At 63.8% G+C, this 22151-nt stretch carries 16 protein-coding genes; 7 read left to right on the forward strand and 9 right to left on the reverse strand.

What is annotated here, in order from left to right:
* Positions 1-37: 37 nt before the first annotated feature.
* From MesoLj_RS27465 to MesoLj_RS27475, 3 genes are all read left to right on the forward strand, one after another.
* Complete coding sequence (locus tag MesoLj_RS27465; protein WP_202323227.1) at positions 38-682, forward strand: hypothetical protein; 645 nt, start codon at positions 38-40, stop codon at positions 680-682.
* 51 nt (positions 683-733) lie between these two features.
* Positions 734-1606 (forward strand): uracil-DNA glycosylase, encoded by an 873-nt coding sequence (locus MesoLj_RS27470; protein WP_202323228.1) that lies wholly within the window; start codon positions 734-736, stop codon positions 1604-1606.
* Positions 1607-1830: 224 nt separating this feature from the next.
* Entirely contained in the window at positions 1831-2643 is an 813-nt protein-coding gene (locus tag MesoLj_RS27475) for a helix-turn-helix domain-containing protein (RefSeq protein WP_202323229.1), read from the forward strand.
* On the opposite strand, the gene MesoLj_RS27480 is transcribed toward MesoLj_RS27475, so the two are convergent.
* Both MesoLj_RS27480 and MesoLj_RS27485 read right to left on the reverse strand, forming a co-directional pair.
* Positions 2644-3609 (reverse strand): DMT family transporter, encoded by a 966-nt coding sequence (locus tag MesoLj_RS27480; RefSeq protein WP_202323230.1) that lies wholly within the window; start codon positions 3607-3609, stop codon positions 2644-2646.
* Positions 3606-5912, reverse strand: coding sequence for a xanthine dehydrogenase family protein molybdopterin-binding subunit (locus MesoLj_RS27485; RefSeq protein WP_202323231.1), 2307 nt, complete (start codon positions 5910-5912; stop codon positions 3606-3608). The genes MesoLj_RS27480 and MesoLj_RS27485 overlap by 4 nt, the downstream gene beginning before the upstream one ends.
* A gap of 154 nt (positions 5913-6066) precedes the next feature.
* Between MesoLj_RS27485 and pepN the strand changes: the two genes are divergently transcribed.
* Together pepN and MesoLj_RS27495 are read left to right on the forward strand one after the other, a co-directional pair.
* Positions 6067-8712, forward strand: a complete 2646-nt coding sequence (gene pepN / locus MesoLj_RS27490; protein ID WP_202323232.1) for an aminopeptidase N — start codon at positions 6067-6069, stop codon at positions 8710-8712.
* 196 nt (positions 8713-8908) lie between these two features.
* A complete protein-coding gene (locus MesoLj_RS27495; protein WP_202323233.1) occupies positions 8909-11230 on the forward strand; it encodes a PAS domain-containing sensor histidine kinase in 2322 nt (773 codons plus the stop codon).
* A gap of 44 nt (positions 11231-11274) precedes the next feature.
* Here MesoLj_RS27495 and MesoLj_RS27500 read toward each other — a convergent pair whose 3' ends face one another.
* The 5 genes from MesoLj_RS27500 to MesoLj_RS27520 form a co-directional block, all read right to left on the reverse strand.
* Positions 11275-11745 (reverse strand): hypothetical protein, encoded by a 471-nt coding sequence (locus MesoLj_RS27500; protein ID WP_202323234.1) that lies wholly within the window; start codon positions 11743-11745, stop codon positions 11275-11277.
* A gap of 135 nt (positions 11746-11880) precedes the next feature.
* Positions 11881-14841: a bifunctional [glutamine synthetase] adenylyltransferase/[glutamine synthetase]-adenylyl-L-tyrosine phosphorylase gene (locus MesoLj_RS27505; RefSeq protein WP_202323235.1), complete on the reverse strand. Its 2961-nt coding sequence runs from the start codon at positions 14839-14841 to the stop codon at positions 11881-11883.
* Complete coding sequence (locus tag MesoLj_RS27510; RefSeq protein ID WP_202323236.1) at positions 14841-16322, reverse strand: sensor histidine kinase; 1482 nt, start codon at positions 16320-16322, stop codon at positions 14841-14843. The genes MesoLj_RS27505 and MesoLj_RS27510 overlap by 1 nt, the downstream gene beginning before the upstream one ends.
* An 8-nt stretch (positions 16323-16330) precedes the next feature.
* Positions 16331-17005 carry a response regulator transcription factor gene (locus MesoLj_RS27515; protein ID WP_027041628.1) on the reverse strand — a complete coding sequence of 225 codons (675 nt, stop codon included), beginning with the start codon at positions 17003-17005 and terminating at the stop codon, positions 16331-16333.
* 355 nt (positions 17006-17360) lie between these two features.
* A complete protein-coding gene (locus MesoLj_RS27520; protein WP_140768614.1) occupies positions 17361-18911 on the reverse strand; it encodes a Do family serine endopeptidase in 1551 nt (516 codons plus the stop codon).
* A gap of 199 nt (positions 18912-19110) precedes the next feature.
* On the opposite strand from MesoLj_RS27520, the gene MesoLj_RS27525 reads away from it, so the two are divergent.
* Together MesoLj_RS27525 and MesoLj_RS27530 are read left to right on the forward strand one after the other, a co-directional pair.
* Positions 19111-19380, forward strand: a complete 270-nt coding sequence (locus MesoLj_RS27525; protein ID WP_140768616.1) for a CopG family ribbon-helix-helix protein — start codon at positions 19111-19113, stop codon at positions 19378-19380.
* On the forward strand, positions 19377-19685 hold the full coding sequence (locus MesoLj_RS27530; protein ID WP_202323237.1) for a type II toxin-antitoxin system RelE/ParE family toxin: 309 nt from the start codon (positions 19377-19379) through the stop codon (positions 19683-19685). The genes MesoLj_RS27525 and MesoLj_RS27530 overlap by 4 nt, the downstream gene beginning before the upstream one ends.
* Here MesoLj_RS27530 and MesoLj_RS27535 read toward each other — a convergent pair.
* Together MesoLj_RS27535 and MesoLj_RS27540 are read right to left on the reverse strand one after the other, a co-directional pair.
* Positions 19682-20143 (reverse strand): cytochrome c-type biogenesis protein, encoded by a 462-nt coding sequence (locus MesoLj_RS27535; RefSeq protein WP_202323238.1) that lies wholly within the window; start codon positions 20141-20143, stop codon positions 19682-19684. The genes MesoLj_RS27530 and MesoLj_RS27535 overlap by 4 nt on opposite strands.
* Positions 20140-22131, reverse strand: a complete 1992-nt coding sequence (locus tag MesoLj_RS27540; RefSeq protein WP_202323239.1) for a heme lyase CcmF/NrfE family subunit — start codon at positions 22129-22131, stop codon at positions 20140-20142. The genes MesoLj_RS27535 and MesoLj_RS27540 overlap by 4 nt, the downstream gene beginning before the upstream one ends.
* Positions 22132-22151: the final 20 nt, after the last annotated feature.

Consider the following 22151-nt stretch of genomic DNA (forward strand, 5'->3'; position numbering starts at 1 on the left):
TTGTTCGACGGCTTGCTTATCGGCCATACTTCCCGCCATGCGCATTCCTGGGCCAGCCGGCTTTCCTTCGACGCGCTTTGTTTTGACGCCCGGCCGGGCCTGCCGGGCGATTCTTTTGGCCCTTCTGGCGTCGGCGCCGGGGCATGCCGCCGCGGACGAGGTGAAAGTCTGGGCGACGGGCGCCTACTCCTTCTCCGACGAGCTCGGCGGCTTCCGCATCACCGGAGCCTCAGGCATCGGAACCAAGGACGATCCGCTGGTCATAACGGAAGAGCTGAATTCGGCGACACCGGTGACGCTGACCATCCGTACCACCAAGCCGATCCAGACATTCGGCAAGGCGGGCGAGTTCGCCAACGGCATCATGTATATGCGCATCGACGTGCTCAACAACAGCGGCCAAGCCTGGATCGAATTCCAGTTCGAGCTTCAGGAGATACTGGACCAGCCGAGCGTGTTTGGCGACGGGCTTTCGTTCGACCAACGCAACAAGACGCCCGACAACATCTGGTCCAGCAATTTCGCCGATTTCGACCGCGACTTCGAACCCTACGACCGGTTGCTGTTCAAGAACGGCAAGGTCGATCCGCTGAAAACCGCCAGCTTCGAGTTCCTGATGACCGACTACACGCCGCGCTGGACCTTCTATCTGGTGCAAGATCCGCGCATCCCGACGGGATAGGGCGAGCGGCCGGCCTTGCAAATTGCAGCCACGCGGACGAATGTGCGCGCCATGACTGCCGCGTCCCCCAACAGCCCGACCGATATTGCCGACATCCTGGCCTTCTACGCCAGCGCCGGCGTCGATGAGGCGCTGGAAGACGGCCCGGTGAACCGCTTCGCCGAGGCGGCGCCGAGGCCTGTGGAGCGCACGCCGGCGCAGGTGGCCCCCCCTCGCGAGGACAGGGCGCCGGAGCGGCCCGCCACATCATCCGGGTTGGATGCAAGCAAGGTGCCGGATGCGCCGGCGCGCACCGTGCCCTCCGCCATACCCGACGAGGCGCAGGCCGCTCTCGCCCGGCAAATGGCGGCAAGCGCCTCGACACTGGAAGAGCTGCGCCAGCACATGGCCGCCTTCGATGGCTGCAATCTCAAGGCCACCGCCAAGAATCTCGTATTCGCCGACGGCAACCCGGAGGCCGCGGTCATGCTGGTTGGCGAGGCGCCCGGCCGCGACGAGGACATTGAGGGGCTGCCCTTCGTCGGCCGTTCGGGCCGGCTGCTCGACCGCATGCTGGCCGCGATCGGACTCGACCGCACCTCGGTCTACATCGCCAACGTCATTCCCTGGCGGCCGCCGGGCAACCGTACGCCTACCCCGCACGAGACCGAGATCTGCCGGCCGTTCATCGAGCGCCAGATCGAACTGGTCAATCCCAAGGTCCTGGTCAATCTCGGCGGCCCGTCGGCCAAGACCTTGCTCAACACTTCGGAAGGCATTTTGCGGCTGCGTGGCAACTGGCGCGTCCACACCACGGCCTCGGGCACCGCCATTCCGGCCATGCCGACGCTGCATCCGGCCTATCTGTTGCGGACGCCGGCGCATAAGAAGCTGGCATGGCGGGACTTTCTCGAGGTGAAGGCGAAGCTGCGGTCACTGGGGTGAAGTGCGGCTTCCCCTTCTCCCCTTGTGGGAGAAGGTGGATCGGCGCGCAGCGCCGAGACGGATGAGGGGTGTTCCAGCGGAGTGAGACGTCGGTGTTCCCTGGAGCACCCCTCATCCGACCTCGCTTCGCGAGGCCACCTTCTCCCACAAGGGGAGAAGGGAAGAACCGCGCCATAACCTCCAAGGTAATTGAACTCCGCCCCTCGCCGCCCTACTCATCCCTCATGACCACACCCCAAACTTCCGCCGGCAGTCTCATCCGCGAATGGCGCACGCGACGCCGCATGAGCCAACTCGACCTCGCCATGGAGGCCGAGATTTCGCAGCGGCATCTGAGTTTTGTCGAGAGCGGACGCGCCGCGCCCTCGCGCGATATGGTGCTGCACCTGGCCGAGCAGCTTTCAATCCCGCTGCGGCAACGCAATCAATTGCTGCTGGCCGCGGGCTTTGCGCCGAGCTTCAGCGAACGACCGCTCACCGACACGACGCTGGCGCCGGCGATGGCGGCGGTCGAGGCCGTGCTCAAGGGCCATGAACCGTTTCCGGCACTGGCCGTCGACCGGCACTGGAACCTGGTTTCGGCCAATGCCGCGATCGCTCCGTTCCTTGTCGATGTCAGCGAGGCTTCCTTGCTGACGTCCCCGGTCAATGTGCTTCGCCTTTCCCTGCACCCCGGCGGCATCGCACCGCGCATCGTCAACCTCCAGGAATGGCGCACGCATCTGCTGGAGCGTCTCAAGCACCAGAACGATGCGACAGGCGACCCGGTGCTGGTCGAACTGGAGCGCGAGTTGCGCGGTTATCCTTCCGGCCTCAAAGGCGGCCGGCCGGCATCCGTCGAACCGAACGCCATCGTGCATCCGCTCAGGCTTGCCCATGGCGATCAGGTGCTGTCGTTCATCAGCACCATCACCGTGTTCGGCACACCGCTCGACGTGAGCTTGTCGGAACTGGCGATCGAATCCTTCTTCCCGGCGGATGAGCAGACACGCGCCGTGCTGGTGCGGCTGGCGAAGGAACGCGCTGAGCGGTCCTGATCAGCCCTGAGGCAACGTCGCCTTGCGCGTTCGCCTGCGTTCCAGGCCCAGTTGCCGTTCGCGCCAGATGATGAAGATGCCGGCCGCGACGACAATTAGGCCGCCGACCAGCGTGCTGAGCGAGGTCACGTCGCCGAAAACGAAATAGCCGACGACGACGCCGAGGATCATCGAGGTGTATTCGAACGGTGCCACCACCGACGCCTCGGCATGGCGATAGGCCGAGGTCATCAGGATCTGGCCGAGGCCGCCGCAGAAGCCGGCCATGATGAGCAGCGCGGCTTGCGCTGGCGTCAGCGATTGCCAGCCGAAAGGCAGCGTCAGCAGCGAGAGCACGCTCGCGGTCGACGAGAACCACAAAACGATGGTCGCCGTCTTCTCCGTCTGCACGAGATTGCGCACAAGCAGCATGGCGACAGCCGAGATCGCGGCGGCCACCAGCGCGGCCATGACGCCCAGGACCTCCTGGTCGTCGAGCGCTTCATCTGAATTGAGCAGGGTCAGTTCCGGCCAGGAGATGATGAGCACGCCAACGAGGCCGACGGCGACAGCGCTCCAGCGATAGACGCGGATCGTCTCGCCAAGGAAGACCGAAGAAAACACCACGACCAGCAGCGGCTGCGCATAGTTCAGGGTGATCGCCTCCGGCAGCGGCAACCTGGTGAGCGCGAAAAAGCCAAGTCCCATGGCACCGACGCCGACGATGCCGCGCGCAACGTGGTTGAAGGGACGTTTCGTGACGAATGCCGTCGCCAGATGCCCTTTCAATGCCAGGAAGGCAATGATCGGGAAGATGGCGAAGAAGGAGCGGAAGAAAACGATCTGCCCGGCCGGCACGTCGCCGGCCGCCTTGATGCAGGTTTGCATGCCGACAAAAACCGCCACCGAGACGATCTTGAGCGCGATGCCCCTCAGCGTACCGTGGCCGCCCGTCGTTCCTGGTTCCGCCCCCGCCCCTGATGTCACGTTGGCGATGCACCCCTGATCGTGGCCCAGATGCGCGCCGGCGTCGCCGGCATCTCGATATGCCGGATGCCGTAGGCACGCCACAGCGCGTCGGTCACCGCGTTGAGCGCGGCCGGCGTCGAACCGATCGTGCCGGCCTCGCCCGCGCCCTTGATGCCGAGCGCATTGGTGGTCGATGGCACGTTGCGGGTCTCGAAATGGAAGAACGGAAAATTGTCGGCGCGCGGCATGGCATAGTCCATGAAGCTCGCCGTCAGCAACTGGCCGTCCTCGCCATAAATGGTTTCCTCGGTCAGCGCCTGGCCGATGCCTTGCACGACGCCGCCATGCACCTGGCCGGCGAGCAGGATCGGATTCACGGTAACACCGAAATCGTCGACGATCGTGTAACGCACGATGTCGGTTATGCCGGTGTCGGGGTCGATCTCGACCTCGCAGATATGGGTGCCGTTCGGATAAGTGCATTCGTCCTGGACGAACTCGCCGAAACCCTTGAGATCATCAGGATTTTTCGCGGCCTTGGCGATGCTGGAAAAATCGATCGTACGGTCGGTACCGACGATGCGGGCAACCCCATCGGCCAGCTCGATATCGCCGGCCGAGGCTTCCAGCTCGTCCGCCGCGATGCGCTTGATCTTGTTGGCCAGGTCCTCGCCCGCGCGGGAAGCCGATACGCCCCCCAATGGAATGGACCGTGAGCCCCCGGTACCGCCGCCGGCCTTCAATTCGTCGGTGTCGCCCTGGCGGACATGGATCTTGTCGATGTCGAGATTGAGCTTTTCCGACAGGAACTGCGCATAGGCGGTTGCATGCCCCTGCCCGTTCGTCTGGGTGCCGATCTTGAGCGTCACCGTGCCGTCGCCATTGAGCTCGACAAAGGCCGGTTCGGAGCCGGGGAAGGCGCAAGCCTCGATATAGGTCGCCATGCCGATGCCGCGGATCCTCCCGGCGGTCTTCGACTGCTTCAGCCGCTGCGCAAACGTCTTCCACTCAGACCGTTCGATGGCGCGGTCCATATGGCCTTCGAATTCACCATTGTCGTACAGGCGGCCAGTCTGCGTGCGATAGGGGAATTGCTCGGGCCGGATGAAGTTGCGACGGCGGATTTCGTCGACAGGCAGGCCGAGATCATGGGCGCAGGCATCGACCAGCTTTTCCAGCAAGAACGCCGCTTCGGGCCGGCCGGCGCCGCGATAGGCGTCGACCGGGCACGTGTTGGTGTAGAGGCCGGTCACCGAGACATCGAGCGCCTGGATGTCATAGACGCCGGTCGACATGGTGACGCCGATATACGGAATGAACGGGCCGTATTGCGAGACATAGGCGCCGATATTGGCGAGCAGCGCGACCTTCATACCGAGGAAGCGGCCATCCTTGTCCATGGCCATTTCAGCCGTAACGGCGTTGTCACGGCCTTGCGCGTCCGTGAGGAAATGTTCGGTCCGGTCGCCGGCCCATTTCACCGGGCGGCCGAGCCGTTTCGCGGCCTCGAGCACCAATGGATATTCCCGGTAGACGAAGCTTTTCGGCCCGAACCCGCCGCCGACATCGGGCGTGATGACGCGCAGTTGGTCCTTCTTGATCTTGAACAGGCTGGCCAGGATGTACTGCATGGAATGCACGCCCTGCGACCCGGTGGTCAGCACGAAGCGGTTTTCCTCGACATTCCATTCGCCTATAGCCGAGCGCGGCTCCATGTAGTTGCAGACCAGCCGGTTGTTGACGAACTCGATGCGGGTGACATGAGCCGCCCTGGCGAAGGCCGCCTTTGTCTTCGCCTTGTCGCCCATGTGGTAGGTGAAGGCGCGGTTGGAGCCGAGTTCCGGCCAGACCAGCGGCGTGCCTTCGGCAAGTGCCGTCGCCGTGCCTGAAGCAGCGTCCTCGCCATCGTAATCGACATCGATCAGTTCGGCGGCATCCTGCGCCAGGGAACGGCTGTCGGCGACCACAAAAGCAACGGCATCGCCGACATAGTTGACGCGGTCCCGGCACAGGATCGGAATGTCGCGCGTCGGCGCCTTGGTGCCGTCCGGCTGTACCTGCATGACACCGGACTTCAGATCGCCAAGATGAGCGAGATCCTTGGCAGTCAGCACCAGATGGACGCCGGGTGCCTGCCTTGCCGCTTCCGTCGAACCGATCCTGAAGCTTGCCTTGGCGACCGGCGAGCGCAGGACATAGCCATGCACGACGCCGGCCGGCTTGATATCATCGGTATAGCGGCCCTGTCCCTGGATGAATGCCCCATCCTCGCGCCGCAGCACGGAAGCGCCCATGCCGAATTTCGGTGTGACGACGGTCATGGCTGCCTCGTGATGATGTGGAGAATGAACGCCTGAAATAGGCATCGGTTGAGTTTTGTCGAGGGATCGTTTCGTGTAAAGAGCGCGGACTTCAAATTTCTTGGACCAGCGGGAACTGTCCGCTTCCAACGCAATCGACAGGAAAACCAACGGAATGCGCACGGACACCGGCCAGGTCTTCAAGCTCGAAGACTATCGCCCCAATAACTATCTCATTCCGCAGACCAATCTCACCTTCCGCCTTTCGGCTGAGGCCACGATCGTCACCGCAACGCTGACGATCGAACGCCGCGATGGCGTATCCGCGTCGGCACCATTGGTGCTGGACGGCGACGGGCTGATACTCAAGCGCATCGAGATCGACGGCAAGAAGGCAAGACCGGCTGACTTGCTGGTGACACCTGACCAACTCACCATTCTCGAACCGCCGGCCACGCGCCGCTTCCAGCTGCTCATCGAAACCGAACTGGCGCCGGCCGGCAACGAAGCCCTGATGGGTCTCTATCGCTCGAACAACGTCTATTGCACGCAATGCGAGGCCGAGGGCTTCCGCCGCATCACCTACTTCCTCGATCGGCCCGATATCCTGTCCGTCTACACCGTGCGGATCGAGGCTCGGCGCGACGAGGCGGCGCTGCTCCTGTCCAACGGCAATCCGGTCGACAAGGGCGATCTCGGCGACGGCTGGCACTATGCCGGATGGTACGACCCCTTCCCCAAGCCATCCTATCTGTTCGCGCTGGTGGCCGGCAATCTCGGCCAGGTCGCCGACAGTTTCGTCACCGCGTCCGGCCGCAAGGTCGAACTCGGCATCTATGTCGAGCCCGGCAAGGAGAAGCTCGCCGGCTACGCGATGGACGCGCTGAAGCGGTCGATGCAATGGGACGAGGAGGCATTCGGTCGCGAATACGACCTCGACGTCTTCAACATCGTCGCCGTGTCCGACTTCAACATGGGCGCGATGGAGAACAAGGGCCTCAACATCTTCAACGACAAATATGTGCTGGCCGATCAGGAGACCGCGACGGACGCCGATTTCGCCAATATCGAGGCGATCATCGCGCATGAGTATTTCCACAATTGGACAGGCAACAGAATCACTTGCCGAGACTGGTTCCAGCTTTGCCTGAAGGAAGGGCTGACGGTTTTCCGCGACCACGAATTCTCCGCCGACCAGCGCTCGCGCGCGGTCAAGCGCATCGCCGAAGTGCGCACGTTGAGGGCGCACCAGTTTCCCGAGGACCAGGGTCCGCTGGCGCACCCGGTGCGGCCGCGCCGCTACCGCGAGATCAACAATTTCTATACGGCGACGGTCTACGAAAAGGGCTCCGAGGTGGTGCGCATGATCCGCACCATCCTCGGGACGGAAGCCTTTCGCGCCGGCATGGACCTCTATTTCGAACGGCATGACGGCGAAGCGGCCACGATCGAGGATTTCATCAAGGTGTTCGAGGATGCGTCGGGCCGCGACCTGTCGCAGTTCGCGCTCTGGTATCATCAGGCGGGCACACCCAACCTGACGGTCAGTTCGACGCACAATCCGGCCGCGCGGGAGTTCACGCTCGAGATCGAGCAGTCGGTGCCGCCCACCCCCTCCGAAAGCCGCAAGCGGCTGATGCATATACCGCTCGCCTTTGGCCTGATCGGCGCTGGCGGCAAGCCTGTCGAGTACAGCGGGGTCGAGGGCGCCAGCGTCGAGGACGGCGTCATCCATGTCCGCAAGCGCCGCCATATGGTGCGCTTTTCAGGCGTTGCCGAACGTCCGGCCGTGTCGCTCAACCGCGGCTTTTCGGCGCCGGTGACGCTGTCTGTCGAGCAGAAGGCCGACGATCAGTTCTTCCTTGCCCGCCATGACAGCGACGCCTTCTCGCGCTGGCAAGCCTTCAATACGCTCCTCACCGATGCGCTGATCGCTGCCTTCCGCGAGATCCTTGGCGGCAAGCGGCCTGACTTCACGCCCCGGCTGACCGAGCTTGCCGGCCGCATCGCCGGCGACGAGGCGCTGGAGCCCGCCTACCGGGCGCTGGCGCTGACGCTGCCTGGCGATGCCGACATCGCCCGCGACATCGGCAAGAACATCGATCCCGACGCCATCCACACGGCCCGACAGGCCCTTGCGCTGGCGATAGCCACGGCGAACCGGGAACCCTTCGCGCAACTGTATGATCGCCTCGCGGACAAGGCCGTGTTCAGCCCAGATGCAACAAGCGCCGGACGACGCGCCCTACGCAACGTCCTTCTGGACTATCTCTCGCTGCTGCCGGGAGGTGCGGCACTTGCCGCCGGACATTTCCAGTCCGCCACCAACATGACCGACCGCGCGGCCGCGCTTGCCGTGCTCGCGCATCGTCACCATGGGTCGCCGGAGGCGAACAAAGCGCTGGCGGCTTTCGAAAAGACCTATGCGTCCGACCCGCTGGTCATGGACAAATGGTTCCAGATTCAGGCCAGCGTGCCAGGGCCGCAGGCTGTCGACACGGTTCGTGCCCTGACTGCTCATGCAGGCTTCTCGATGGCAAATCCAAATCGGGTACGCTCGCTGATCGGTACATTCTCCAGTGCAAACCAGACCGGTTTCCATCGCCCCGACGGCGAAGGCTACCGGTTCTTCGCGCAAACGGTGCTCGAGGTCGAAAAGCGCAATCCGCAAGTGGCGGCAAGGCTGGCGACGGCACTGCGATCATGGCGTTCGCTCGAACCGGGCCGGCAGGCCAAGGCCAGGGAAGCCCTGCTTTCGATCGCCAATGCTGAAAACCTGTCGGCGGATCTGCGCGATATTGTCGAGCGCACGCTGGCCTAGATACCCTCGGCCTTCTCCCGTGCGGGAGAGGGCCGAGGCTCCGCACGTCCAAAGCCGATTATTTTAGTCGATTTTTAATCTTTTTTCGCCGAACCACTGGACAAGGCGAATCACCTTTGATTCTTTACTGACGATTCGGAAGTGCGGCGTTTGCCGGATCACAAAGCAGCATAGGCAAATTCGGGGAGTGCCATTTATGGCGAAGGCGGACGCGTGGGGCGCGCCCGGTGGGATGGCTTTTGCGCGTCGCGAGACGCGCGGCGACGGCCTTGCCGGGAATACGCGGCTTATCGCCGAACCGGCCTACAAGCGGCTTCTGGCCGCCGAACCGCTGCTGCGCCGGTCGATACCGGCCCTCATCATCATCTTCCTGCTTGTCATCGCGGCGCTGCGCGTGCTGTCGCTGATGAACGGGCGCGACGACGTCGAGCGTGATGCCAAGGCGATCCTGACGCTGGCGGCGGGCCAACTGGCCAGTTCGCTTGCCACCACCTCGGATACCCTGCCCGGCGCCGTCCAGGACCTGCTGGAGACCACCAGCCGTCAGGGCGCGATGGGCCGCAGCCATGTGCTCGTCATCACCGACAGCGCCTTCAAGATCACCGCGGTGACGCCCCGCTCGATCCCCTGGCAAGGCCATTCGCTCGACGGCCTCGTCCAGGGCGGCCAGCCGCTGTTCATGTTCGGCGACCGCGCCGGCGTCATGGAAGTCAACATCGGCGGCCAGGACTGGTATGCCGCCGTCAGCGTCGCCAAGGATCGGAAGGGAGCCGCGGCGGCTCTGGTGCCGCAGGAAGCGGTCTTCGACACATGGCGCAAGACCGTCTCGCTCAACGTCACCCTGTTCGTGCTGACGGCCGGCGTGCTGATCATCATCCTCTATGCCTATTTCGGACAGGCGGCGCGCGCACAGGCCGCCGACCGCATCTACCTCGAAGCGCACCAGCGCATCGACATGGCGCTGGTCCGCGGCCGCTGCGGCCTGTGGGACTGGGACATGGTGCGCGGCAAGATGTACTGGTCGCGCTCGATGTACGACATGCTGGGCTACGAGCCCTGCGAGACGATGCTGTCCTTCGGCGAGGTTGACGAGATCATCCATCCCGAGGACGGCGACCTGTTCGAACTCGCCAACAGAATTGTCGCCCGCGAGATCGACCACATCGACCAGGTGTTCCGGATGCGGCATGCCGATGGCCAATGGGTGTGGATGCGCGCTCGCGCACAGGTCATGGATCCGGAAGCACCCGAAATCCAGCTGATCGGCATTGCCGTCGACGTCACAGAGCAGCGCCATCTGGCGCTGCGGTCCGAGGCGGCCGACCTTCGCCTCAGGACCGCGATCGAGAACATCAACGAATCCTTCGTGCTGTGGGATTCGACGCAGCGGCTGATCATGTGCAACTCCAAATACCAGCAGGACAACGGCCTCTCGGATCGCGACGTGATGCCAGGCGTGACGCGCGCTTCCCTGGAAGAGCGGATGCTGGCTTTTGCTTCCGAGCGCAGGCTTGCCAACACCAATGGTCCGCAAGGCGGCGCCACTTTCGAGAGGCAGCTGTCCGACGGCCGCTGGCTGCAGGTCAACGAACTCAAGACCAGGGATGGCGGCATCGTCTCCGTCGGCTCCGACATCACCCAGATCAAGCTGCATCAGGAGAAGCTGGTCGACAGCGAACGCCGGCTGATGGCGACGATCCATGATCTCAGCCTCGCCCGCCGAGCCGAAGAGGAACGGTCTCGCGAACTGGTCGACCTCAACCGCAAATACATGAAGGAAACCGAGCGCGCCGAAGCGGCGAACCGGGCCAAATCCGAATTCCTGGCCAACATGTCGCATGAATTGCGTACACCTCTGAACGCCATCATCGGCTTCTCCGAATTGATGGAACAGGGGCTGTTCGGCCCGCTGGGATCGGAGCGCTACGAGGAGTACGCCACCGACATCAACAGCAGCGGCAAGTATCTGCTCGGCGTCATCAACGACATTCTCGACATGTCCAAGATCGAGGCCGGCCAGTTCTCGCTCGACCAGGAACAGATCGACCTCGGGCCGCTGATCAGCGAGACGGTGCGCGTCGTCTCGCTGCAGGCCGCGCAAAAGGCGATCACCGTGGAAACACGCATCGCCGACGCGCTGACCTTGTTCGCCGATCGCCGCGCGATCAAGCAGATTGTCATCAACCTCCTGTCCAACGCGGTGAAGTTCACCGGCCAGGGCGGCCACATATCGGTCAGGGCCCGCAACACGTCGGGCGCCCTGGTGCTGACCATCGAGGACAATGGCTGCGGCATCCCGAAGGAGGCGCTCGGCAAGCTAGGACGGCCTTTCGAACAGGTGCAGAACCAGTTCTCCAAGAACCATGCCGGATCAGGCCTTGGCCTCGCCATCTCGCGCTCGCTGGCCGAGCTCCAGGGCGGCGCGCTGAAGATCCGTTCGACCGAAGGCGTCGGCACGATCGTGTCGGTGCGCATTCCGGTGAAGAAGGCGCCGGCGGCGGTGAAGGCCGCAGCTTGAGCGGCAGGCTCCGAGCGATACGCTGGAGCCTGGATCAAACAATCTTATTGGACGCTGCCGTCGTCATCCGATTGGCGGTGATGGCCAAAACGCCCGCCCTTCGGCAGTTCGCTCTTCTCGATCTTGCCGTCATTGTTCTTGTCGAGCACGGCGAACACTTTCTTCTCGCGACCGGTGATGTCATCCGTGGTCAGCGTGCCGTCGCCCCTGGTGTCGTAGCGGGCGATGATGCGCTTGGCCATGCGCTCGAAGCGCGCCTTCTCCAGCGCGTCGGCGAGTTGGGCGACGGTCAGCTTGCCGCCATTGGCGGCAACGAGCTTCTTCAGCCGCGCGTTCATGGCGTCGGAGAACTGGTCGAAGGTGATGGCACCGTCTGAATCGCTCATCGCCTTGTCGAGGCGGGCCATCATGCCGTCGCGCATTTTCGCGCTGGCATTGTTTTCGGCATAGGCGGTGGTGCCGACGGCGCCGGCAAGTGCTGCGAAGGCAAGGGCAAGCTTGGTTGACTTTCTCATGGTCTTCTCCTGTTGCATCGTCACCCCCGATGCGAGAGCGGCGGATCTTCGATCCTGTTGCCGCTCCATCTCTTCGAGCATCGGATCCTCCCAAAACCGGTTTCCACTTTTGGGTCCGATGCTTCGACAGCTATTTCACGGTCGCCCGGCACGAAGCAAAAGGTCAAAGTCCTTCCTGACCTTCTGCGACGTCTCCTTGAGGTGTGCTTCCAGCACACCGAAATCCGGCAGGTCGGTGACCGCCAGCAGCAGATCCGAAAGCCCTGGCGGAACGTCGTCGCGCTCGAACGGTCCGGTGAGACAAAGCCGGGTCATCTGGGTCAGCGCCAGATAAAGTGCGAAGGCGGCAGCAAGCTCCTGCCTGATGCCGGCATCGGCGAAGCCAGGGGCGAGGCGGGACAAAATCTCGGCCGTACCGGTGACACGCGGCCCGGCCTCGACCTGCCCGGTGATGACAGCCACTTGGGCAATGAATTCGAGGTCGATCAGCCCGCCGGGGATCAGCTTGATGTCCCAGAGGTCACGCGCCGGCTTTTCCTTCTCGATCATGGCGCGCATGTCCGCGGCCTCGGTCTTCACCTTTGCCGCGTCGCGCGGCTGGCCAAGGACCGCGGCAACTTCCGCTTCGACCTCGGCGCAGAGGCTGGCGTCGCCACCAATGGCGCGCGCCCGCGACAGCGCCATGTGCTCCCAGGTCCAGGCCTCCTGGCGCTGGTATTTCTTGAAGGCATCGATATGGGTGGCGACCGGCCCCTTGTTGCCGGACGGCCGCAGCCGCAGGTCGAGTTCGTAGAGCACCCCTTCCGCCGTCGGCGCCGATACCGCCGAGATCAGCCGCTGCGTCATGCGCGTGTAATAGTGGGAAGGCGCCAGCGGCTTGTCGCCGTCGGAATCCTCGGCGTTCGCGTCATGGTCGTAGAGCAGGATGAGGTCGACATCCGACCCCGCGGTCAATTCGCGGCTGCCGAGCTTGCCCATGCCGAGCAGCGAAACCACGCCGCCGGCGATCGAGCCGTGGCGCACCGCGAATTCGGCGGTCACCGCCTGCAAGGCAGCCTCGATGGTGAGATCGGCGAGATCGGAAAAGGCACGGCCGGCCCGGGCCGGATCGATTGAACCGGCGAGCAGCCGCACCCCGATCAGGAACTTTTGCTCCGAGGCAAAGATGCGCAACCGGTCGAGCACCTCCTCATAGACCCTGTCACCTTCCAGGAAGGCGGAAAGACGTGCCGAAAGATAGGCGCGGTCAGGCAGTTCGCTGAGAAGAGCGGGGTCGAGCAGGCCGTCGAACACATGCGGCCGGCGCGTGATGATCGCCGCCAGCCGAGGCGCCGCGCCCATGATCGTCGCCATCAGCTTGAGCAGTGCCGGGTTGGACTGCAGCAGCGAAAACAGCTGGATGCCGGCAGGCAGGCCGGCAAGGAATTCGTCGAAACGGATCAAGGCTTCGTCTGCGCGGCGCGTCTGGCCGAAAGCCTTGAGCAAGGCCGGCGTCAACTCCGTCAGCCGCTCGCGGGCTTCCGCCGACTGGGTGACGCGGTAGCGCCCGAAGTGCCAGCCGCGGATGACACGGCAGATGTCGCTCGGCCGCTGGAAGCCAAGACCGTGCAAGGTCTGCAGCGTGTCGGGGTCGTCGACATCGCCGGTGAAGACGAGATTGCCAATGCCCGCCGAAAGCTCGGGTGCCGTTTCGAACAGCGCCGCATAGTGGCGTTCGACCTGCTGCAGCGAGGCGCGGAATGCCAGGGAAAAGGCAGCCGCATCGGCAAAGCCCAGCATATGGGCGATCCGCTCAAGTCCCTCATCGTCTTCCGGCAGCGTATGCGTCTGCTCGTCGGCCACCATCTGGATGGCGTGTTCGACACGGCGCAGGAACCAGTATTGGCTGGCGAGCGCATCACGCGCATCTGATGTGATCCAGCCGCGTGCGGCAAGCTGGCCGAGCATCGGCACGGTTTCGCGGCCGCGCAGTTCCGGGAAGCGGCCGCCGGCGATGAGCTGCTGGGTCTGGACGAAGAACTCGATTTCGCGGATGCCGCCACGGCCGAGCTTGACGTTGTGCCCCTTCACGGCGATCTCGCCATGCCCCTTGTGAGCATGGATCTGGCGCTTGATCGAGTGGACATCGGCAATCGCCGCGTAGTCCATGTACTTGCGCCAGATGTAGGGCTGCAGCTCCTTCAGAAAGGCGGCGCCCGCCGCCAGATCGCCGGCCACCGGACGCGCCTTGATCATCGCCGCACGTTCCCAGTTCTGGCCGCGCGCTTCGTAGTAGCGCAGTGCCGCCTCAACGGGGATCGCCAGCGGGGTCGAACCGGGATCGGGACGCAGCCTCAGATCGGTCCGGAAGACATAGCCGTGCTCGGTGCGGTCCTGCAGGATGCGCACCAGCCGTCGCGTCAACCGCGAAAACAGCTCGGTGGCGTCGAGAGGATCGACGATGGCGGGCGCTTCCGGATCGAAGAAGACGACAAGATCGATGTCGGAGGAGAAATTCAGCTCATGCGCGCCGAGCTTGCCCATGCCGAGCAGGATCCAGCCCGATTGCCGCGAAGGGTTGTCCAGATCAAGCAGTTTGAGCTTGCCCTGGCCATGCGCGTCGCGCAGCAGGAAATCGACGGCCGCACGGGTGCAGGCGTCGGCAAGATCGCTCAGCCGCCGCACTGTCAGCGACGTTTCCGCCTCACCGGCGAGATCAGCCAGCGCGATCAGGAAATGCGCCTCGGCCTTGCACTGGCGCAGCTCCATCATCAGGTTGGATTCGGAAACCGTCTCAGCCAGTGGCGCCTGGTCGATCGCGGCGGTGATCGCTTTCAGGCGAGCCTCGACCGTCTGCTCGAAAAGAGCATCCAGTATCCGCGGCCGACGGCGCGCCGTGTCGCGCAAAAACGGCGAGAGGTCGAAGACAGCAGCCAGGAAATCCTGCCCCTCCCCCTTGGCGGCCAGGAATTTGGCCAACCTTGCCAGCCCTTCTTCGCGTGCCGCCGTGGCAATGTCGGCCAATTCCTGTCGCGCCTGGCCATCATCGAGAGGGGCAAGCCCAACCGCCGGTTTCAGCAGCCAGTCCGTGACCGTCCGTTTCGCGACCGCAGCCATCAGTGATCCTCCCGTGCTGGGAAACTCATGACCACGGATAGTCCCGGATTGCCAGGCAGGAGATCAAGCCGCCCATAATGGAAAGTCATGACAGCCTTGGCGAGGCTGAGGCCAAGGCCGGAACCGGGCTGCGAACGGCTCTTCTCCAGCCGCACGAAACGTTCGGTCGCCCGGGCGCGATCGGCATCGTCCGGAATGCCCTGGCCGTTATCGGCGACGCCGAGCCGGATTTCACCATGCGTGCGCTCGAGCGTGACACGAACCACCGGCTTGGACGTGGAGTCGGTCGAATATTTGATCGCATTGTCGACGATGTTGGACAGCGCCTGGCCGATCAGCTCGCGGTTGCCGTCGACGAGAAAAGCGCTGTTCGTTTCGGCTTCGAGCGAAACGCCGGCCTCTTCCGCCACCGGCTCGTAGAGTTCGACGACATCACGCACCGCCGCCGCCAGATCGACACGGTTGGTGTGTTCGGACGAATATCCGGCCTCCAGGCGGGAGATCATCAGGATGGCGTTGAAAGTCTTTATCAGCTGGTCGGACTCGGCGATGGTGCCTTCCAGCGCCTGGCGATAATCGGCGGGCTTGTGCTTGCCGGAAAGTGTCGCTTCGGCCCGGTTGCGCAGCCGGGTCAGCGGCGTCTTCAGATCATGCGCGATGTTGTCGGAAACCTGCTTCAGGCCTTCGTTGAGCGTCGCGATCCTAGCCAGCATGGAATTGAGGTTTTCCGAAAGCCGGTCGAACTCGTCACCGGCGCCGGTCACCGGCAGCCGGCCTGACAGGTCACCGCCCATGATGCGGCGGCTTGCCTCCGAAACGCTGTCGATGCGCTTGAGCGCGGCGCGGCCGACAAAGAACCAGATCAGGATGCCGCCCAGGCCCATCATGCCAAGCGCCAGCGTCAGCGCACGGCGGATGACGGCGCGGAAACGCTCCGGTTCGCCAAGGTCGCGGCCGACCAGCATGATCATCTGGTTGGGCAGCCGCAGCACCAGCGCAATGGCGTTGTGGCCCTGCGCGCCTTCGGCCTGCTGCGCCGCGTTGTCACCGGTTGTGGGAGGTGTCGCCTGGTCGGTCGATCCGCCGCGCAGGCGGTCAAGCTCACCTTCTCCGAAGCGTTTGTAGGAGAACGGCTCGGTCGTCCAGCCCTCGGTGTCGATCACCCCCGGTTCGAGGCTCTGCACGTTGCCGGTCAGGATCTGGCCATTGGCGTCGGCGATCAGATAGAGATTGGCGCCTGGCTGGCGCGATCGAGCCTCCACCACCCTGACCAGAACCGGCAGGCCACCGCGCTGATAGGCCCGGGCAAGACCGAGCACTTCGTCGTTGATGGTCTCCTGCGTCTGCGACGTCAGCATGCGCGCCGACAGCGAGGTCATGTAGAAGACAAGCAGCACGGCGCAGAGCGCGAAGAGCAGAAGGTAGAGCGCCGAGAGCCGCGCTGCCGTCGTCCTCATGATGGCGGGCACGGAAAGCGCCATGCTGCCGCCTAGCCGCCCTTCAGCATGTAGCCGGCGCCGCGAACCGTATGCAGGATCGGTTTGTCGAAGCCTTTTTCAATCTTGCCGCGCAGCCGCGAGACGTGGACATCAATGACGTTGGTCTGCGGATCGAAATGGTAGTCCCAGACATTCTCGAGCAGCATGGTGCGCGTCACCACCTGGCCGGCATGGCGCATCAGATATTCGAGCAAGCGGAACTCGCGCGGCTGCAGCGTGATCTCGCGCGCCGCACGGCGGACCGAATGCGACAGCCTGTCGAGTTCGAGGTCGCCAACCCGGTAGACGGTTTCAGCCTCCTTGGCGCTGGCGCGCCGGTTCAACACCTCGACGCGGGCCAAAAGCTCGGAGAACGCATAAGGTTTGGTCAGATAATCGTCGCCGCCGGCGCGCAGCCCGGTGACCCGGTCATCGACCTCGCCCAGCGCCGACAGGATCAGCACCGGCGTGGTGTTGCCCCGGGAGCGAAGGCCGGCAATGACCGACAGGCCGTCGCGGCGCGGCATCATCCGATCGATGACCATCACGTCATAGTCACCGGCATCGGCAAGCGCGAAACCGGTTTCGCCGTCGCCGGCGACGTGGGCGGTATGACCAGCCTCGGCGAAGGCTTTCTGCAGATAATCCGCAGCCTCGCGATCATCTTCTATGACGAGAATCTTCATAGGGCCGTTATACGCGATTTCGCTGGGGGGTTGAGTAGCCGGCATCTGCATTTTAGCCTTTGCCAAAGCGCGTCGCGATCAAGATGATCGAGACCACGCGCGATAAGATCTTGTTCTCTGGTGGTCTTCATCCCGGACATGCCTGCTTTCGAGGCATGATCTTGAAATCACCACATCCTCTCGTCCCGGGTCCGGGGGAGTGTCTTTGGGCGGCTTCCAGAATGTGCGGCAGCGGGCGATGGGAGGCCCGCTGCCGCTGGAGGAGAGCACGATGACTGACTAACGTACCCGGCTCCATGCTTTCCCATGCGGCGGCTCGGGGGTGTTTGAAACCGCCGCATCGGAAAAGTCGTTGTCAGCCCTTGGCGACAGGCAGCGCGACGAAACGATTGTTGTTGTCGCGGGTGATCTGCATCAGCACCGCCTTGCGGCCGGACTTCACCGCGTCGGTCATCGCCTTGGTGACGTCCTCGGTGCCGTTCACCTCGCTCGAATTGACGGCGGTGATGATGTCGCCCGGCTGGATGCCGCGGTCGGCGGCATCGCTGTCGGGATCGACATCGGTGACCACCAGGCCCTTGCCGTTTTCGGACTTGGTTACGGTGAGGCCGAGATCGGCCAGCGTGTCGGGCTTTGCCGGAGCGGCAGGCTGCTGTTGCTGGTCGTTCGAAGCCTGCTTGTCGCTGGCCGGCAGCTTGCCGAGATCGACCTTGACCGTCTGGCTCTTGCCGTCGCGCCAGACGGTGACGTCAACCGACTTGCCCGGCGAATACGCGCCAATCAGGCGGGCGAGTTCCTTCGGCGACGCAACGTCCTTGCCATCGACCTGGGTGATGACGTCACCAGCGGTGATGCCTGCCTTCTTGCCAGGGCCGTCGTCCTGGGCGCTGGATACCAACGCGCCATTGTTGGACTTCAGGCCAAGCGACTCGGCGATGTCAGACGTGACCGGCTGGATTTCGACGCCGAGCCAGCCGCGCTGCACCGCACCGCTCTTCATCAGATCGCCGACAACCTGCTTGGCGGTCGAGGCCGGAATATCGAAAGCGATGCCGACGCTGCCGCCCGAAGGCGAGAAGATGGCGGTGTTGATGCCGACCACCTGGCCGTTGAGGTTGAAGGTCGGGCCGCCCGAATTGCCGCGATTGACCGAGGCGTCGATCTGCAGGAAATCGTCATAGGGGCCGGCGCCGATGTCACGACCACGCGCCGACACGATGCCGGCGGTGACTGTGCCGCCGAGGCCGAAGGGATTGCCGACGGCCACCACCCAGTCGCCGACGCGAACCTTGGAATCGTCGGCGAAATCGACATAGGTGAACTTGCCGCCACCATCGACCTTGAGCACGGCGAGATCGGTGCGCGGATCGGTGCCGACCAGCTTGGCGTCGAGTTCCTTGCCGTCATTGGTCACCACGGTGAAGGCGGTGCCCTCTTCGACGACATGGTTGTTGGTGACGAGATAGCCGTCCTCGGAAATGAAGAAGCCGGAGCCCTGGGCCACCGGGCGCGGCTGGTCATTGTTGCGGTCGCGGTGACCGAAGCGACGGTGGCCATCGTCATTCTGTCCGCCCTGGTCGCCAAAGCCGCGGAATTCCTTGAAGAAACGGCGCAACTGCGGATTGTTGGGAAGATTGTCGAAGCCATCCTGGTCGTCGGAACCGTCATCTGCGGTCGGCTGGATCTTGGCCTTGACCTTGACGCTGACCACGGCCGGCGAAACGCGCTCCACGACATCGGCAAAGCTCGGAACCTGCGGGGCCTCGACACGCACAGCGTCGGCCAGAACGGGGCTGGTTCCACTGGTCAACGCGCCAACACCGATTGCGCCGGCAATGGCGACGGACGCGGCAGCAGCCAGGAAACGCTTGCGGGTGCGGGAATATGAATTGGGGGCAATATTCATGGGGTCTCGTATCCTCTTTCAAACGGACGCGCCTTGATCGGCATCCTCGAAGAGAGAGAAGTAGAGCGGCCCACATTACAGCGCCATTTCCGACGCATGAAACTTTGGTAATGTTGGCGGCAGAAGGGGCTCACAAATTACTTGGTGACAAGCCGCCTAGTGGCTTATGTTGTACACAACTCAGCACAAGGCTTTCACCATGACGACCAGCACCACCATGACAATTCGCGTTTCATCCGAAACCAAGCTGAAGCTTGAAAGGATCGCCGCCGACACCCGCCGCAGCAAATCCTTCCTCGCGGCCGAGGCGGTTTCGGCCTATGTCGACCGCGAACTCGAAATCATCGAAGGCATCAAACGCGGCATGGCCGATGCGGTGGCTGGCAGTGTCGTGCCTCACGATGATGCCATGGTGGAAATCGATGCCGTTATCGAGGCCGTGGAAGCCAAGCGCAAGGGCAACGCGTGAAGCGATTCGTCACCTGGTCGCGAGACGCACTGGACGACATTAAGCAGCAAGTTGCCTTCATCGCGCGAGACAACCCGGCCGCCGCCAGACGTATCGCGGATCGAATTCGTGACACGGGCCGGGGTCTCGGTGACATGGCCACGGGCCGGCCAGGCCGGGTAACAGGCACCTATGAGAAGCCCCTCGGCCGCCTGCCCTACATCATTGCCTATGAGTTGCGGCCGATCGCAGGCCGCGAGAGCGTCGTTATCGTGCGTATCATCCACACGTCGCGGGACTGGCTGCCGGAGGAATGGCCGAATTAGTCACCAAGCAACTTGTCCAGCGCGGCCTGCTCCTCCGCCGAAAGCGCTGTCGATACCGGGCGGCGCGACCGCGCGCTGAGCACGATGAAGATGCCTCCGATCAGCAACAACAGCACAGGCGTGCCCCAAAGCAAGGCGTTGCGCAGGTCGAAACGCGGCTTCAGCAGCACGAACTCGCCGTAGCGGGACACCACATAGTCCATCACCTGCTGGTCGGTATCGCCGGCGACGAGGCGCTGGCGCACCAGGATGCGCAGGTCCCGGGCAAGATCGGCATCGGATTCATCGATCGACTGGTTCTGGCAGACCATGCAGCGCAGGCCTTCCGAGAGTGTCCGGGCCCTCGCCTCAAGCACCGGATCGGCCAACATCTCGTCGGGCTTCACCGCCAGCGCCGAGCCGGCGAAGCCGAGCGCCAGCATCAGGAAAAGCAATGCGACGGAGAACCTTGCCTTCATGGCAGGCTCGCGGTTGCCACGGCATCGGCCTGCTTGCGCCGCCGCGACGGCGCGCCGACGCGCAAGCGCCTGTCCATCAGCGACATGGCAGCACCAGCCATCATCACCAAGCCGCCGCCCCAGATCAGCGTCACCAGCGGTTTCCACCACAGCCGCACCACCACCGATCCGTCCTTGCCCTCGTCGCCGAGCGAAATGTAGAGCTGGGAAAAGCCAAGGGTCTTGATACCGGACTCGGTCGTCGTCGTCTGCCGCACCGGATAGAAGCGCTTGGCGGAACTGATTTCGCCGACAGGACTGCCGCTGACGCCGATCAGCTCGAAGCGGCCACGATCCTCGCTGTAGTTCGGGCCCTGCGCCGGATAAAGACCGACGAAACGCAGTGTATGGCCTGACAATTCCACCGTCTCGCCGGCGCGCATGGTGAGGATCTTCTCGGTGCCGAAGGAGAGCGTGGCGACAATGCCGAGCAACGTCAGGCCAAGGCCGAGATGGGCCAATGCCGTGCCGAAGACCGAGCGTGGCAGGCCGACGAAGCGCCTGAACATGACGGCCGGTGCAGCCGACCCGACACCGGACTTGACGGCAAGGTCGGTAAGCGCTCCGGCGACCAGCCAGACGGCAAGGCCAATGCCGAGGGCGGCGAAAACCGAAGCGCCGTCGATGAACAGGCCAGTGACCAGCATCGCCGTCAGCGCCAGCGCGAAGGCAGCCATCAGGCGCTGCGCCGCGGCGAAGACATCGCCACGCTTCCAGGCGAGCAGCGGCCCGAACGGCACAAGGGCCAGAAGCGGCAGCATCAATGGGCCGAAGGTCAGGTCGAAGAACGGCGCGCCGACCGAAATCTTGCCGCCGGTAAGCGCTTCCAGCGCCAGCGGATAGAGCGTGCCGACGAGCACGGTGGCGGTCGCCGTGGTCAGGAACAGATTGTTGAGGACGAGCGCGCCTTCACGCGAGATCGGATGGAACAGTCCGCCGGCCGTCAACCTTGAGGCGCGCAGCGCAAACAATGCCAGCGAGCCGCCGATGAACAGCGTCAGGATGCACAGGATGAAGACGCCGCGCGTCGGGTCGGTGGCGAAGGCATGCACCGAGGTGAGCACGCCCGAACGCACCAGGAAAGTGCCGAGCAGAGACAGCGAAAAGGTGAGGATGGCGAGCAGCAGCGTCCAGATCTTCAGCGCCGAGCGCTTTTCCATGACGATGGCCGAATGCAGCAGCGCGGTGCCCGCCAGCCACGGCATGAAGGAGGCGTTCTCAACCGGGTCCCAGAACCAGAAACCACCCCAGCCGAGCTCGTAATAGGCCCAGTAGGACCCCATCGCGATACCGCCGGTCAGGAACATCCAGGCGACCAGCGTCCACGGCCGCACCCAGCGCGCCCAGGAGGCATCGATGCGGCCCTCGATGAGGGCGGCGACCGAGAAGGAGAAGCAGATCGAGAAGCCGACATAGCCGAGATAGAGCAGCGGCGGATGAATGGCGAGGCCAAGATCCTGCAGGATCGGGTTGAGATCGCGACCTTCGATCGGCGCCGGGTTGAGCCGGATGAAAGGATTGGACGTCGCAAGGATGAACAGGAAGAAGGCAGCGCCAATGGCGCCCTGCACGGCCAGCACATTGGCGCGCAGCGTTGCCGGCAGGTTGGAGCCGAAAGCCGCGACAAGGGCACCGAAGAAGGTCAGGATCAGCACCCAGAGCAGCATCGAGCCTTCGTGATTGCCCCAGGTTCCGGTGATCTTGTAGATCAGCGGTTGCAGCGAATGCGAGTTTTCCCAGACGCTCGCCACCGAAAAATCGGAGTTCGCGTAGGCGCCCGCCAGGGCGACAAAGGACAGCGCCGTCAGCGCAAAGCCAGTTATCGTGACAGGGCCGCCGACAGCCATCAGGCGCTGGTTGTTGAGGCGCGCTCCGAACAGGGGCACGATCGTCTGCACCAGCGAGAGCGCGAACGCCAGGACCAGGGCGAAATGTCCGGTTTCAACCATGATTGCCCCCTGCCCTTCCG

The organism is Mesorhizobium sp. 113-3-9 (assembly GCF_016756515.1).
Taxonomy (GTDB): domain Bacteria; phylum Pseudomonadota; class Alphaproteobacteria; order Rhizobiales; family Rhizobiaceae; genus Mesorhizobium.

Coding starts and splice junctions, on each gene's coding strand:
- MesoLj_RS27465 (WP_202323227.1), top strand. CDS start 38: ATGCGCATTCCTGGGCCAGCCGGCTTTCCTTCGACGCGCTTTGTTTTG.
- MesoLj_RS27470 (WP_202323228.1), top strand. CDS start 734: ATGACTGCCGCGTCCCCCAACAGCCCGACCGATATTGCCGACATCCTG.
- MesoLj_RS27475 (WP_202323229.1), top strand. CDS start 1,831: ATGACCACACCCCAAACTTCCGCCGGCAGTCTCATCCGCGAATGGCGC.
- MesoLj_RS27485 (WP_202323231.1), bottom strand. CDS start 5,912: ATGACCGTCGTCACACCGAAATTCGGCATGGGCGCTTCCGTGCTGCGG.
- pepN (WP_202323232.1), top strand. CDS start 6,067: ATGCGCACGGACACCGGCCAGGTCTTCAAGCTCGAAGACTATCGCCCC.
- MesoLj_RS27495 (WP_202323233.1), top strand. CDS start 8,909: ATGGCGAAGGCGGACGCGTGGGGCGCGCCCGGTGGGATGGCTTTTGCG.
- MesoLj_RS27500 (WP_202323234.1), bottom strand. CDS start 11,745: ATGAGAAAGTCAACCAAGCTTGCCCTTGCCTTCGCAGCACTTGCCGGC.
- MesoLj_RS27505 (WP_202323235.1), bottom strand. CDS start 14,841: ATGGCTGCGGTCGCGAAACGGACGGTCACGGACTGGCTGCTGAAACCG.
- MesoLj_RS27510 (WP_202323236.1), bottom strand. CDS start 16,322: ATGGCGCTTTCCGTGCCCGCCATCATGAGGACGACGGCAGCGCGGCTC.
- MesoLj_RS27515 (WP_027041628.1), bottom strand. CDS start 17,005: ATGAAGATTCTCGTCATAGAAGATGATCGCGAGGCTGCGGATTATCTG.
- MesoLj_RS27520 (WP_140768614.1), bottom strand. CDS start 18,911: ATGAATATTGCCCCCAATTCATATTCCCGCACCCGCAAGCGTTTCCTG.
- MesoLj_RS27525 (WP_140768616.1), top strand. CDS start 19,111: ATGACGACCAGCACCACCATGACAATTCGCGTTTCATCCGAAACCAAG.
- MesoLj_RS27535 (WP_202323238.1), bottom strand. CDS start 20,143: ATGAAGGCAAGGTTCTCCGTCGCATTGCTTTTCCTGATGCTGGCGCTC.
- MesoLj_RS27540 (WP_202323239.1), bottom strand. CDS start 22,131: ATGGTTGAAACCGGACATTTCGCCCTGGTCCTGGCGTTCGCGCTCTCG.